Source organism: Streptomyces vastus (assembly GCF_039532825.1).
Lineage (GTDB): Bacteria > Actinomycetota > Actinomycetes > Streptomycetales > Streptomycetaceae > Streptomyces > Streptomyces vastus.
Window position 1 is genome coordinate 1 of the sequence record NZ_BAAASJ010000029.1, and the last position, 14,641, is coordinate 14,641.

The following is a 14,641-nucleotide window of genomic DNA, read 5'->3' on the forward strand; positions in this document are numbered from 1 at the left end:
GCCCGGTTACATTCCGAACCCGGAAGCTAAGCCTTACAGCGCCGATGGTACTGCAGGGGGGACCCTGTGGGAGAGTAGGACACCGCCGAACAAAAATTGAAAGAGCTGGTCCCCGAACTTCGGTTTGGGGACCAGCTCTTTTTTGTTGTGCGTCACTTGGCGTTCACGTTGCGCGAGAAGCATCCCGGGCATGGGGACTGTAGGAATGCTCAGGGCCGCGGGCGTCGGACTTGGTGACGAGGTCATCGTGCCGGCGTTCGGGAACGTCGAGGTCGCCGAGGCCGTGAGCCTGACCGGTGCGATGCCGGTGTTCGCTGACATCGACCCGGCCACGTACTGCCTTGATGCCGCCGCCGTCGATGCTGTCGTCGGGCCGCGGACGGTGGCTGTCGTCGCCGTACACCGCTTCGGTCGGTCTGCTGACCTCGCCGGGCTGCGGCGCGCTGGGCAGCGGCATGGTCTCCTGGTGCTGGAGCTGAGCGAGTCGAAGGCACCGTACGACGAGGTCGAGCAGCGCAGGGCTCATGCCGCTTATCTGGACAGGCGGTTGAGCGGGGTGCGGACGCCGGAGGGTGGCGTGGGGCATACGTACCAGCAGTACGTTGTGCGGGTGCCGGGCAATGGGCGGCCGGACCGGGACGCTTTCGCACGGGCCGTGCGCGCCAGGGGAGTTGAGTGCTGGGTGCCGGTGAAGACGCCTGTGCACCGGATGCCCGGATTCCGGCGGGACGTGTATCTGCCGGAGACCGAGCGCGCCGCCGATGAGACGCTGGCGCTGCCCGTGGAGGCTGCTTTGACGAAGCGTGAGATGCATCGAATGGTGTCTGCGTGCAATGCGCTCGGTGGGTTGTTGCAGCCTGCCTTCTAGTCGCGCCCGGTGTCGAACATGGTGGGAGCACTCTGCTGTTCGGGGTATGATCTATGGCGTCGCCGCGGGGAAACCCGAGAGCGTGACAGGCCCCTATAGCTCAGTCGGTAGAGCGTCTCCATGGTAAGGAGAAGGTCAACGGTTCGATTCCGTTTGGGGGCTCTGACGGGAAGGCCTCCGCCCGATTGGGCGGAGGCCTTTTCGTATGCCTGGACTTGTTCTGGGACTTCAGCGCGTCAGCTGTTGTGTCAATCCTTGTGGAGGCCCGGCACGCGCATGGCCAGGATCGCCATGTCGTCTGACGGGGCGTCGGAGGCGAAGCGTTCGACCGCGCGCATGATGCGGGCGGCGACCGCGCCGGCGGTCAAGCCCGTGCAGGTGGTGAGGACGTCCGTGAGGCCGTCGTCGCCCAACATGCGGGTGCCTTCGCGGCGTTCGGTGACGCCGTCCGTCACACACAGGAGGACATCGCCCGGATCGAGCGTCACTGTCTGCTCGTACAGCTCGAGGTCGTCCATCACGCCGAGGAGGGGCTGCGGTTCGGCGGCCGGTTCGACCGTGCCGTCCTGGCGCAGGCGCAGCGGGAGCGGATGGCCGGCGCAGACGATCTTCAGGACGGCGCTGCCGTCGTCCTGGGGCCACAACTCGCCGTACAGGAGCGTGAGAAAGCGGCTGCGGGCGCCCTCGTCGAGGATCGCGGAGTTGAGGCGCTCCAGGACGGCCGGGCCGCCGAAACCCTCGCGGGCGAGGAGGCGGAGGGCGTGGCGGGCCAGGCCGGTGACGGCGGCGGCCTCCGGTCCCGTACCGCAGACATCGCCGATGGCGAAGCCGTACGCGCCGTCGCGGATCGGGAAGACGTCGTAGAAGTCGCCGCCGACTTCGTTGCCCTCGCCTGCCGCGCGGTAGATGACCTCGACCTCCACACCCTCGATGACCGGGAGCTCGGGCGGCAGGAGGCTGCGCTGGAGGGACTGGCTGATGGCCATGCGCTCGGAGTACAGGCGGGCGTTGTCCAGGGCCAGGGCGGCCCGGCGGGAGAGGTCCTCGGCGAGTTCCAGGATCTCCTGACGGAAGTGTTCGTCCGTCGGCTTGCCGAGCGTCAGCATGCCGATGACGCGATTGCGGGCCACCAGGGGGAGTACGACCGTCTCGCCGCCGACCGCCGAGGCCGTGGCGAGGGTGGTGCCGATGCCGGAGCTGACCGTCGCGGGCTCTCCGCGGCCCAGGCTGCGCATGGAGGTGCGCAGGGCCGCCTCGTGGGCCGCCTCGGCCGGGGCCGACCAGACGCGGGCACCAGGGGTCGGGACCGGGTCAGGAGGGGCAATCTTGGAGAGGAGCGCCTTGAGGCCGTCGATGCGCTCCTCGTCTTCATGCAGGACGTACGAGAGATACGGGTCCGAGGCCTGGTCGGCAATCGTGTAGACGGCACACCAGGTGGCCAGGGTCGGGACCGTCATCTGTGCCATGAGGGCCAGTGTCTGATCGCGGTCCAGGGTGCCCGCGAGGAGGTCGGAGGCCTCTACGAGGAAGGACAGCGAGCCCCGGCGCAGACGCTCCAGCTCGCCCAGGCGGGCCGATTCGACGGCGAGGGCGATGCGGTCGGCGGCGAACTGGAGGCGCAGGGCCTCTTCGTTTGAATACCGCGCAGGGGACTCGGCCGCGACGCCGAGCGAGCCTGTGAGGCGGCCCTCGACTTTCAGTGGGACCGTGACGACCGACCGCATGCCCGTGCCGCTCAGCAGCGGTACGGCGCCCGGAACGGCCGTGAGGTCGTCGTGGACGGCCGGCATCCGGGCCGAGCCGTACCGGCCGGGGCCCGCCTCCACGGGGACGCGAGCGAAGCGCTGGCGGGCGGAGGGGAGCCCGGTGGAGGCACGTACCTCCAGTTCGGTCTCGTCGTCGGTGGCCAGGAGGAGGAAGGCGGAGTCGCCGTCGAGCATGTCGCGGGCGCGCTCCACGGTGCGCTGGAGGAGGCCGTCGAGATCGTCCGGGGCCGGGGAGCCGATGAACACCTCGAAGGGGTCGGTGCCCTGACCGCCTTCTGAGAGTGTCGCCGAGTCCGCGGCGGGTACGCGCAGGGGAGTCTGAAGGACGGCGCGCTCGTGATCCCGTACGAGGAGGCAGACGGTGGAGGGCTCGCCGCCGGTGTCGCGGACGCGCAGATGCGAGGCGTACACAGGCGTCACGCGGCCGTTGGCGCCGCGGATGCCGTAACTGCCCTCCCAGCGCGAGAGCTGGAGGGCTTCGGCGATGCCGGTGCTGGTGCCGGGGGTGTGCGGCCAGGCCGCGAGGTCGGTCAGCGGCTTGCCGATGACCTGCTCGGCGGCGTACCCGAAGAGCTCCTCCGCGTCCTCGCTCCAGGCGGAGATGGCGCCGGAGCGGTCGATCTGGACGACGGCGACGCGTACGCGGCCGTCGGCGAGGGGCAGGAGGTCGGCGGGCAGCGAGGGGCCGGCCGCACGGGTGCCCACCGGGCGGTCGGGGAGGTCGAGTTGGAACCAGACCTGCTTGTGGGTGGGCGTGTACTCGACACCCCAGCAGGCGGCCAGGGCCGCGCACAGCTGGAGGCCTCGTCCACCTTCGCGGTCGGGGCTGCCCATGTTGACGGCCGCCGCCTGGAGTGGAATCTCTCGCTCCGGGTAGCGGTCCGCTACTTCGATGCGTACGCCGTCCTCGGTGCGCAGACACAGGACATCGGCGGACGTGCCCGCATGCACCACGGCGTTGGTGACGAGTTCGCTGGTGAGGACCACGGCGTCGTCGACGATGTCACCGAAACCCCAGCCCTGGAGGGTGTCGCGGACGAACGACCGAGCGGTTGCGACGGACCGTCCGACGGGGTCGAAGCTGGCGGCCGCGCGAGCGGTGATCACAGCACTCCTTGTCCGGGTCTCTTCGGGCAGGGCTTCGTGGCCGACTCGCCCCTGCCGCGGCAGACGGCGGTTTCCTGTCGGTCCGGGATCCTGGGGCTGTCCCCCAGGATGCACTCCGGTGGTCATGGTGAGGCCGCCCCTCCGATGCCTGCCCGCTCGTGCTCGTGCCACCGCCCAGGCCGGACGGACCGGTGTGGCTGGACAGCCGCATGCAAGGTTACTTACCTTCGCCGTCCATGCGGATGCCGGTCACCACAGTGTTTCCGTCCGGGAGGGTGTGTGCGGACGATGTGCGAAGCTGCCGAACTGTTATGGCCTGGTTCAGGCACGGTGAAACACTGGGCAGGCTTCAAGAGATGGTCCAAGCACGCAGTGCACTGCCCGAACACCCCGAGCAATAATGGTCGACCCTTGCGGGAGGGACACAGTGGAGTCTGGCGCAGCGACGCGGGGCGACAAAGCGCGCGCGAAAGGCGGACAGTCCCTGAGTAACCAGCGCAAACCGCGCAACGGAACCACCGAGGTGGACACCGCTGCGCTGAACAGACTGCTCGTGGCCCTGGAGTCGATGCGGGACGGGAACTTCCGCAAGCGGATGACCGTGTCCGGTGACGGCGTTATGTCCGAAATTGCGGCAGTTTTCAATGAGGTGGCCGACCGCAATCTGCATCTGACGGGCGAACTGTCGCGCGTACGGCGCATGGTCGGCCGCGAGGGAAAGCTCACGGAGCGCCTGGAGACGGGCGTCTGCGAGGGGTCCTGGGCCTCGGCGATCGACGCGTCCAACGCACTGGTCGACGACCTCGTGCGCCCGGTCTCCGAGGTCGGGCGGGTGCTGTCCGCGGTGGCCGACGGTGATCTGTCGCCGCGTATGGAACTGCGGGCGCAGGCCCCGGACGGCAGTGGGCATCCGCTGCGCGGGGAGTTCCTGAAGGTGGGTCGTACGGTCAACAACCTGGTCGACCAGTTGTCCACGTTCACCGACGAGGTCACGCGTGTGGCCAGTGAGGTCGGCACGGAGGGCAAGCTGGGCGGGCAGGCCCGTGTGCGCGGGATGTCCGGTTCGTGGAAGGACCTCACGGATTCGGTCAACACGATGGCGTACCGGCTGACGGCTCAGGTTCGCGACATCGCGCTGGTGACGACGGCGGTCGCCAAGGGTGACTTGTCCCGGAAGGTCACGGTTCATGTGGCCGGCGAGATGCTGGAACTCAAGAACACCGTCAACACGATGGTGGACCAGCTTTCCTCGTTCTCCTCCGAGGTGACGCGAGTCGCGCGCGAGGTCGGCACGGAGGGCGAGCTCGGCGGCCAGGCGCAGGTGCCCGGTGTGGCCGGTGTGTGGAAGGACCTCACCGATTCGGTGAATCTTATGGCCGGCAATCTGACGGCTCAGGTCCGCGGGATCGCGCAGGTGACGACGGCGGTCGCCAACGGTGACCTGTCGCAGAAGGTGACGGTTTCGGCGCGCGGTGAGATGGCGCAGCTCGCCGAGACGATCAACCAGATGACCGAGACGCTGCGTACGTTCGCGGACGAGGTCACGCGTGTGGCCAACGAGGTCGGCGGCGAGGGACGGCTCGGCGGGCAGGCGAACGTGCCGGGTGCGGCGGGAACGTGGAAGGACCTCACCGATTCGGTGAACACGGTCTTCCGGAATCTCACCACTCAGGTTCGGGACATCGCCGCGGTGACGACGGCGGTGGCCAACGGTGACCTGTCGCAGAAGGTCAGCGTCGAGGTCGCCGGCGAGATGCTGGAGCTGAAGAACACCGTCAACACGATGGTCGACCAGCTGTCGTCCTTCGGTGCTGAAGTCACGCGAGTGGCGCGGGAGATCGGCGTCGAGGGTGAGCTGGGCGGCCAGGCGGCGGTGCCGGGCGCGGCCGGTACGTGGAAGGACCTGACGGACTCCGTCAACACGGCGTTCCGGAACCTCACCGGACAGGTGAGGAACATCGCGCAGGTGACGACGGCGGTGGCCAACGGCGACCTGTCGCAGAAGGTCACGGTGGACGTCTCCGGCGAGATGCTCCAGCTGAAGAACACCGTGAACACGATGGTGGACCAGCTCTCCGCGTTCGGCGCCGAGGTCACGCGTGTGGCCCGGGACGTGGGCACCGAGGGCCGGCTTGGCGGCCAGGCCCGCGTGGACGGAGTCTCCGGCACGTGGAAGGAGCTCACCGACTCCGTCAACTTCATGGCGGGCAACCTCACCTCCCAGGTGCGGCAGATCGCCCAGGTGACGACGGCCGTGGCGCGCGGTGACCTGTCGCAGAAGATCGACGTGGACGCGCGCGGGGAGATCCTGGAGCTGAAGAACACCCTCAACACGATGGTGGACCAGCTCTCGGCGTTCGCCGACCAGGTGACCCGGGTGGCCCGCGAGGTGGGCACGGAGGGCCGGCTGGGCGGTCAGGCCCAGGTGCCCGGTGTCGCCGGCGTGTGGCGCGATCTGACCGACTCCGTGAACGGTATGGCCGGCAACCTCACCGCCCAGGTGCGCAACATCGCGCAGGTCGCGACCGCGGTGGCGCGCGGTGACCTGTCGCAGAAGATCGACGTGGACGCGCGCGGGGAGATCCTGGAGCTGAAGAACACCCTCAACACGATGGTGGACCAGCTCTCGAACTTCGCCGAGCAGGTCACGCGGGTGGCCCGTGAGGTAGGCACGGAAGGCATCCTCGGCGGTCAGGCCGAGGTGCAGGGTGTCTCCGGCACCTGGAAGGACCTCACGCAGTCCGTCAACTTCATGGCGAACAACCTCACCATTCAGGTGCGGAACATCGCCGAGGTCACCACGGCGGTCGCCAACGGCGACCTGTCCAAGAAGATCACCGTCGACGCGAAGGGCGAGATCCTCGCCCTGGTCACCACCGTCAACACGATGGTGGACCAGCTGTCCAACTTCGCCGAGCAAGTGACGCGGGTGGCCCGTGAGGTGGGCACGGACGGCAGTCTCGGCGGTCAGGCGCGGGTGCCCGGTGTCTCCGGCATCTGGAAGGACCTGACCGACAACGTCAACGTGATGGCCAACAACCTCACCGGCCAGGTGCGCAACATCTCCCAGGTCGCGACGGCGGTGGCCAACGGCGACCTCACCAAGAAGGTCACGGTCGAGGCGAGCGGCGAGGTCGCCCAGCTCGCGGACACGGTCAACACGATGGTGCGGACGCTGAGTTCGTTCGCCGACCAGGTGACGCGGGTGGCCCGTGAGGTGGGCACGGACGGCATCCTCGGCGGTCAGGCGCACGTTCCGGGGGTCGCCGGTACGTGGAAGGACCTCACCGAGTCCGTGAACGGCATGGCGTCCAACCTGACCGGCCAGGTGCGCAACATCGCGATGGTCACCACGGCCATCGCCAAGGGCGACCTGACCAAGAAGATCGACATCGACGCACGCGGCGAGATCCTGGAACTCAAGACCACCATCAACACGATGGTCGACCAGCTCTCGTCCTTCGCCGAAGAGGTCACCCGCGTCGCCCGCGAGGTGGGCACCGAGGGGCAGTTGGGCGGCCAGGCGCGCGTGCGCGACGTCGACGGCACCTGGCGCGACCTCACCGAGTCGGTGAACGAGATGGCAGGGAACCTGACCCGGCAGGTACGCGCCATCGCGCGCGTGGCGACCGCGGTGACCCGCGGCGACCTCAACCTGAAGATCGACGTGGACGCCTCCGGCGAGATCCAGGAACTTCAGGACTACATCAACAAGATGATCGCCAACCTGCGCGACACCACCATCGCCAACGAGGAACAGGACTGGCTGAAGGGCAACCTGGCCCGTATCTCCGGTCTGATGCAGGGCCGCCGCGACCTCGCCGACGTGGCCTCGCTGATCATGAGCGAGCTGACTCCGGTGGTCTCGGCGCAGCACGGCGCGTTCTTCCTGGCGATGCCGCTGGACGACGGCAAGGATGTGGGCGCCGCGGGCGACGACTCGTACGAACTGCGCATGCTCGGGCACTACGGCTACTCCATGGGGTCCATGCCGACGTCGTTCCGGCCCGGAGAGACGCTGATCGGGACGGCCGCCAAGGAGAAGCGGACGATTCTCGTCGACAATGTGCCGCCGGGGTACCTGAAGATCGCCTCCGGGCTCGGTGAGGCGCCTCCGGCGCATGTCATCGTGCTGCCGGTGCTCTTCGAGGGGACCGTTCTGGGGGTGATCGAGCTGGCGTCGTTCCAGCCGTTCACGCAGATCCAGAAGGACTTCCTCAACCAGATCGCCGAGATGATCGCGACGAGCGTCAACACGATCGCCGTCAACACCAAGACCGAGGTGCTGCTCAAGCAGTCGCAGGAGCTGACCGAGCAACTGAGGGAGCGGTCGGCCGAGTTGGAGAACCGGCAGAAGGCCCTTCAGGCTTCCAACGCCGAACTGGAGGAGAAGGCCGAGCTGCTGGCCCGGCAGAACCGCGACATCGAGGTCAAGAACACCGAGATCGAGGAGGCGCGGCAGGTCCTGGAGGAGCGCGCCGAGCAACTCGCGGTCTCCATGCGCTACAAGAGCGAGTTTCTCGCCAACATGTCGCACGAGCTGCGTACGCCGCTCAACTCGCTGCTCATCCTCGCCAAACTGCTCGCCGACAACGCGGACTCCAACCTCACTCCGAAGCAGGTCGAGTTCGCCGAGACGATCCATGGAGCCGGCTCCGACTTGCTCCAGCTGATCAACGACATCCTCGACCTGTCCAAGGTCGAGGCGGGGAAGATGGACGTATCGCCGACGCGGATCGCTCTGGTCCAACTCGTCGACTACGTAGAGGCCACTTTCCGTCCGCTGACGGCAGAGAAGGGCCTCGATTTCTCCGTACGCGTCTCTCCCGAACTGCCCGCCACGCTGCACACGGACGAGCAGCGGCTCCTCCAAGTGCTGCGCAACCTGCTGTCCAACGCGGTGAAGTTCACCGACTCGGGGGCGGTCGAACTGGTCATCCGGCCCGCCGGCGCGGACGTTCCCGTCGCCATCCGGGAGCAGCTCCTGGAGGCGGGCTCGCTACGGGATGCGGACGCCGATCTGATCGCGTTCTCCGTGACCGACACCGGAATCGGTATCGCGGCCAGCAAGATGCGGGTGATCTTCGAGGCGTTCAAGCAGGCGGACGGCACGACGAGCAGGAAGTACGGCGGTACGGGACTGGGGCTGTCCATCTCGCGGGAGATCGCGCGGCTGCTGGGCGGCGAGATCCATGCGCAGAGCGAGCCGGGACGGGGCTCCACGTTTACCCTGTATTTGCCACTGCATGCGAGCGAACTGCCGCCGCAGGGCTACCCGCAGCTCGCGGCGCCGGCGATGGACAACGGAGCGCTCGCGCTGCCCGCGGAGGTCGACGACGGGGCCCCTGTGGAGACGCCCGCCGAGGTCAAGTCGTACCAGGAGACACAGAATGGGGCCGCCGCACTCTTCAGGCGGCGCCGCAGGTCGCTGCCCTCTGCCGGGCAGCGGCCCGTGCTGTCGGGGCAGCAGGGCCAGATCCAGGAGCCCTGGGCCGCGCGCGGTGAGGAGGCGTCCGGCCGGCCGAGGGACGTCTTCCACTTCGAGGGCGAGAAGGTGCTGATCGTCGACGACGACATCCGCAATGTGTTCGCGCTCACCAGCGTCCTGGAGCAGCACGGTCTGTCGGTGCTGTATGCCGAGAACGGCCGCGAGGGCATCGAGGTCCTGGAGCAGCATGACGACCTCACGGTCGTCCTGATGGACATCATGATGCCCGAGATGGACGGGTACGCGACCACGACGGCGATCCGCCGGATGCCCCAGTTCGCCGGCCTGCCGATCATCGCCCTCACCGCGAAGGCGATGAAGGGCGACCGCGAGAAGGCGATCGAGTCGGGGGCTTCCGACTATGTGACGAAGCCGGTCGATCCCGATCATCTGCTCGAGGTGATGGACCGGTGGATGCGCGAGCGATGACCGGATCGGGTCCCCCTGTTCAAGTGCGCAGTGAGCATGGGGGATCATGGCGCGCGGTGCTGTTGACTGACTGTGCCCGGCCCTGTGTAGAAACCCGAGATTCGGGGAACCTTCTGGTCTCCTGCCGCGTTTCTGCTACGTGCACAGTGACATCGCGGTGACAGGGTGTGGCGACAGGCGGGGTGCGGCTACCATGACCGGCACAAGGACGGGCGGCGTAAGGGAGTCGTCCCCTGGGGCGGCGCCCGGTGCACTGCCGGGGCGAGGAGGACGGGCCATGGTGCAGAAGGCCAAGATCCTCCTGGTCGATGACCGGCCGGAGAATCTGCTGGCGCTGGAGGCGATCCTCTCTGCGCTCGATCAGACACTGGTTCGGGCATCGTCCGGGGAGGAAGCGCTCAAAGCACTGCTCACGGACGATTTCGCGGTCATTCTGCTGGATGTCCAGATGCCGGGCATGGACGGTTTTGAGACCGCCGCGCATATCAAGCGGCGGGAGAGGACCCGGGACATCCCGATCATCTTCCTCACCGCCATCAACCACGGCCCGCACCACACCTTCCGGGGATACGCGGCGGGCGCGGTGGACTACATCTCCAAGCCGTTCGACCCGTGGGTGCTGCGGGCGAAGGTCTCCGTGTTCGTCGAGCTCTACATGAAGAATTGCCAACTCCGTGAGCAGGCGGCGCTGTTGAGGCTCCAACTGGAGGGCGGTGGCGGCAAGAGCGCGGAGGCCAAGGAACCTGCCGGACTGCTCGCCGAACTCTCCGCGCGCCTCGCGGCCGTGGAGGAGCAGGCCGAGGCGCTCTCCAAGCAGCTCGACGACGACTCGGCGGATGCGGCGGCGGTGGCGACCGCGGCGCATCTCGAGCGCAAACTCACGGGACTGCGCAGGGCGCTTGACGCGCTGGAACCGGGCTCGGGGAACGGCGCTGCTTCGCTGCCTTCGCAGAACTGAGTTTGCACAACGGCGGCGAGCCAGTGCGACGGTTGAGGTGCCGTCAACTTGACGCCTCATTGGGGGCGACACGAATGGGTGAAGCGCAAGGCACACGTGTCCGCAGAGGTCTCCCCCGGTAACCTCACCCTCATGGCCTCACGTCAGCCCGCAGCCAAGAAGTCGACCGCGAAGAAGGCGGCCGCTCCGAAGAAGGCTGCGGCGAAGAGGGCCCCTGCGAAGAAAGCCCCGGCCAAGAAGGCTCCTGCGAAGAAGGCCCCGGCCAAGAAAGCGCCACCCAGGCCGGCGCCCAGTCCCACCGGGGGTGTGTTCAAGCTCGTACGCGCCCTCTGGCTCGCTGTCGCGCACGCCGTCGGCGCCGTGTTCCGAGGCATAGGGAGGGGCGCGAAGGGGCTCGACCCGGCGCATCGAAAGGACGGACTCGCCCTGCTGCTGCTCGGCCTCGCCCTGATCGTCGCCGCGGGCACCTGGTCCAACCTCCGCGGTCCTGTCGGCGACCTCGTCGAGCTGCTGGTGACCGGCGCCTTCGGCCGCCTCGACCTGCTGGTGCCGCTCCTGCTCGCAGTGATCGCCGTACGACTCATCCGGCACCCCGAGAAGCCAGAGGCCAACGGACGTATCGTCATCGGCCTGTCCGCGCTCGTCATCGGCGTACTCGGCCAGGTCCACATCGCCTGCGGCGCGCCCGCGCGCAGCGACGGCATGCAGGCGATACGGGACGCCGGCGGGCTCATCGGCTGGGGCGCGGCGACGCCGCTGACGTACACGATGGGCCAGATCCTGGCCGTACCGCTCCTCGTGCTGCTCACCGTTTTCGGGCTCCTGGTCGTCACGGCGACCCCCGTGAACGCCATTCCGCAGCGCCTTCGGCTGCTCGGCACCAAGCTCGGCCTCGTACAGCCGAAGACGGCCGAGGGCGACTTCAGCGAGGACGACGAGCGCTACGACGACCAGTGGCGCGAGGCGCTGCCCGCGCGCTCCCGAAAGCGCCGCTCCGCGCCTCGGGCGACCGAGGAGTACGACCCGGACAGCGCCGAGCAGGAGGCGCTCTCCAAGCGCCGCAGCCGCTCCAGGCGGCCCCCTGTGGAGCAACCCGGCGCAGACCGGCAGAGGGACGCGGTGGACGTTGCCGCAGCTGCCGCAGCGGCGCTCGACGGTGCCGTGATGCACGGGATGCCGCCCTCGGCGCTCGTGGCTGATCTGACGCAGGGCGTCGGGGCGGATCGCGGGGACCGCGAGGACACGGGTGGCGGGCACCAGGAGACGACGCCGGTGCCGGCCGCGCGCAGCAAGGGCGGCAAGCCCAAGCAGGAGATGCTGAAGGCCGAGGTCGCCGACCTGACCAAGGCGCCCCCTCAGGAGCCGCGCGAACTCCCGCCGCGCGCCGAACAGCTCCAGCTCTCCGGCGACATCACGTACTCCCTGCCGTCGCTCGACCTCCTGGAGCGCGGCGGCCCCGGCAAGGCACGCAGCGCCGCCAACGACGCCATCGTCGAGTCGCTCACCACCGTCTTCACCGAGTTCAAGGTCGACGCCTCCGTCACCGGCTTCACGCGCGGCCCGACGGTCACGCGGTACGAGGTCGAGCTCGGCCCCGCCGTGAAGGTCGAGCGCATCACGGCGCTCACCAAGAACATCGCGTACGCCGTCGCCAGCCCGGATGTGCGGATCATCAGCCCGATCCCGGGCAAGTCGGCGGTCGGCATCGAGATCCCCAACACCGACCGCGAGATGGTCAACCTGGGCGATGTGCTGCGGCTGGCCGACGCGGCCGAGGACGACCATCCGATGCTGGTCGCGCTCGGCAAGGACGTCGAGGGCGGCTATGTGATGGCCAACCTCGCGAAGATGCCGCACGTGCTGGTGGCCGGAGCGACCGGGTCCGGTAAGTCGTCGTGCATCAACTGTCTGATCACGTCGATCATGGTCAGGGCGACTCCCGAGGACGTCCGCATGGTGCTCGTCGACCCCAAGCGCGTCGAACTCACCGCGTACGAAGGCATTCCGCACCTGATCACGCCGATCATCACCAACCCGAAGCGGGCCGCCGAGGCGCTGCAGTGGGTCGTACGGGAGATGGATCTGCGTTACGACGACCTCGCGGCGTTCGGGTACCGGCACATCGACGACTTCAACGAGGCCATCAGGAACGGCAAGGTGAAGCTGCCTGAAGGCAGCGAGCGCGAGCTCAACCCGTACCCGTATCTGCTCGTGATCGTCGACGAGCTCGCGGACCTGATGATGGTCGCGCCCAGGGACGTGGAAGACGCCATCGTGCGGATCACGCAGCTCGCGCGCGCGGCCGGTATCCATCTCGTCCTCGCCACGCAGCGGCCCTCCGTCGACGTCGTCACCGGTCTGATCAAGGCGAACGTGCCGTCCCGGCTCGCCTTCGCCACCTCCTCGCTCGCCGACAGCCGCGTCATCCTCGACCAGCCCGGCGCCGAGAAGCTGATCGGCAAGGGCGACGGGCTCTTCCTGCCGATGGGGGCCAACAAGCCGGTCCGTATGCAGGGCGCCTTCGTGACCGAGGACGAGGTCGCGGCGGTCGTACAGCACTGCAAGGATCAGATGGCGCCGGTCTTCAGGGACGACGTCGTGGTCGGCACCAAGCAGAAGAAGGAGATCGACGAGGACATCGGTGACGACCTCGACCTGCTGTGCCAGGCGGCCGAACTCGTCGTCTCCACGCAGTTCGGATCCACCTCGATGCTCCAGCGCAAGCTGCGCGTCGGGTTCGCCAAGGCCGGGCGGCTGATGGACCTCATGGAGTCCCGCAACATCGTCGGGCCGAGCGAGGGTTCCAAGGCTCGTGATGTTCTTGTGAAACCTGACGAGCTGGACGGAGTGCTCGCGGTGATCCGTGGGGAGGCTCAACCGTAAGGAATCACCGTCAGGAATCGGTGCGGGCCGGGTCCCTGCGCGAGTGGGTCGACGATGCGCGAACGTGACTCATCCGTAAAGAAGCGGCGAGCAACCGTTTCCCTTCTGCGCACGTCAAGTTGAGAGGTGGGACAGGTGCGTGTCCCACCATCAGGATGTCCAGCCATTCTGATGGAGTACAAAGTCATACCGCCCGGTTGCCCCACCCTTTGGCACCCCCCATAGACTGAACTTCCAGCACAGGTGGCTACACGCTCGAAAGGCGCCCCCGTGTCCATCGGCAACTCCCCTGAGGACAACTTCCCTGAGGACAAGCGTCCCTTCGAAGAAGACGACCGTCCCTCGATCGGCAGTGCGCTGCGACAGGCACGTATCGATGCAGGGCTGACCGTCGACGATGTCAGTAACGCCACCCGGGTCCGCATCGCCATCGTGCAGGCGATCGAGCAGGACGATTTCGCCGCCTGCGGCGGAGACGTCTACGCGCGCGGTCACATCCGGACCCTGGCACGCGCCGTGCACATCGATCCGGATCCGCTGCTCACGCAGTACGCCGCCGAGCACGGCGGGCGTCCGGCCCCGACGCCGGCGGCACCGCTGTTCGAGGCGGAACGGATCCGTCCGGAGCGCCAGCGGCCCAACTGGACGGCGGCCATGGTCGCCGCGATCGTCGCCGTGATCGGTTTCGTCGGGTTCACGCTGTTCAGCGGCGGTGACGACGGTGCCGATGCGAAGACGCAGACCGCAGAGGGTTCCAAGCCCACCGCCACCAAGTCCGCCGACCGTAAGCCGGACAAGCCCGCCGACCCCACGCCCGACGCCTCGGACAGCGCCATCGCGGCCGCGCCGCAGGACAAGGTGACCGTCAAGGTGACCGCCCCCGACGGCCGCAGCTGGATCTCGGCCCACGATCACAACGGCCGACGGCTGTTCGACGGCTTCCTGGACCAGGGTGACTCCAAGACCTTCCAGGACAAGGAGAAGATCGACCTCGTCCTCGGTCGCGCGGGTGTGCTCCAGCTGTACGTCAACGGCAAGAAGATCGACGACGAGTTCCGGCCCGGAGAGGTCGCGCGGCTGACGTACACGAAGGGCGACCCCGAGGTCGGCTGAGTCGCACGGCATTAAGGGGCAGACGGGCA

At 68.0% G+C, this 14,641-nt stretch carries 6 protein-coding genes, 1 tRNA gene and 1 rRNA gene; 7 read left to right on the top strand and 1 reads right to left on the bottom strand.

Features of this window, described 5'->3' with window-relative positions:
• The 3 genes from rrf to ABD357_RS13270 all read left to right on the top strand — a co-directional run.
• Positions 1-91: ribosomal RNA gene (gene rrf / locus ABD357_RS13260) — 5S ribosomal RNA — on the top strand; the annotation flags it as partial.
• 114 nt (positions 92-205) lie between these two features.
• Positions 206-868 (top strand): DegT/DnrJ/EryC1/StrS family aminotransferase, encoded by a 663-nt coding sequence (locus ABD357_RS13265; RefSeq protein WP_344390061.1) that lies wholly within the window; start codon positions 206-208, stop codon positions 866-868.
• An 89-nt stretch (positions 869-957) separates the two neighbouring features.
• Positions 958-1,030: transfer RNA gene (locus ABD357_RS13270), tRNA-Thr, on the top strand.
• 86 nt (positions 1,031-1,116) lie between these two features.
• Here ABD357_RS13270 and ABD357_RS13275 read toward each other — a convergent pair.
• Positions 1,117-3,867, bottom strand: a complete 2,751-nt coding sequence (locus ABD357_RS13275) for a SpoIIE family protein phosphatase (RefSeq protein ID WP_344390006.1) — start codon at positions 3,865-3,867, stop codon at positions 1,117-1,119.
• A 301-nt stretch (positions 3,868-4,168) separates the two neighbouring features.
• Here ABD357_RS13275 and ABD357_RS13280 point away from each other — a divergent pair, with 301 nt between their 5' ends.
• The 4 genes from ABD357_RS13280 (at position 4,169) to ABD357_RS13295 (ending at position 14,612) form a co-directional block, all read left to right on the top strand.
• Positions 4,169-9,658, top strand: a complete 5,490-nt coding sequence (locus ABD357_RS13280) for a HAMP domain-containing protein (protein WP_344390008.1) — start codon at positions 4,169-4,171, stop codon at positions 9,656-9,658.
• 277 nt (positions 9,659-9,935) lie between these two features.
• The gene (locus ABD357_RS13285; RefSeq protein ID WP_344390009.1) at positions 9,936-10,616 is read left to right on the top strand and encodes a response regulator; all 681 of its coding nucleotides are present in this window, start codon (positions 9,936-9,938) and stop codon (positions 10,614-10,616) included.
• A 132-nt stretch (positions 10,617-10,748) separates the two neighbouring features.
• Positions 10,749-13,499, top strand: coding sequence for a DNA translocase FtsK (locus tag ABD357_RS13290; RefSeq protein WP_344390011.1), 2,751 nt, complete (start codon positions 10,749-10,751; stop codon positions 13,497-13,499).
• Between the two features lie 270 nt (positions 13,500-13,769).
• Entirely contained in the window at positions 13,770-14,612 is an 843-nt protein-coding gene (locus tag ABD357_RS13295; RefSeq protein ID WP_344390012.1) for a helix-turn-helix domain-containing protein, read from the top strand.
• Positions 14,613-14,641: the final 29 nt, after the last annotated feature.

Bases quoted from the DNA above. Each gene is read 5' to 3' on its own strand.
- ABD357_RS13265 (WP_344390061.1), top strand. From the start codon at position 206: ATGCTCAGGGCCGCGGGCGTCGGACTTGGTGACGAGGTCATCGTGCCG.
- ABD357_RS13275 (WP_344390006.1), bottom strand. From the start codon at position 3,867: ATGACCACCGGAGTGCATCCTGGGGGACAGCCCCAGGATCCCGGACCG.
- ABD357_RS13285 (WP_344390009.1), top strand. From the start codon at position 9,936: ATGGTGCAGAAGGCCAAGATCCTCCTGGTCGATGACCGGCCGGAGAAT.
- ABD357_RS13290 (WP_344390011.1), top strand. From the start codon at position 10,749: ATGGCCTCACGTCAGCCCGCAGCCAAGAAGTCGACCGCGAAGAAGGCG.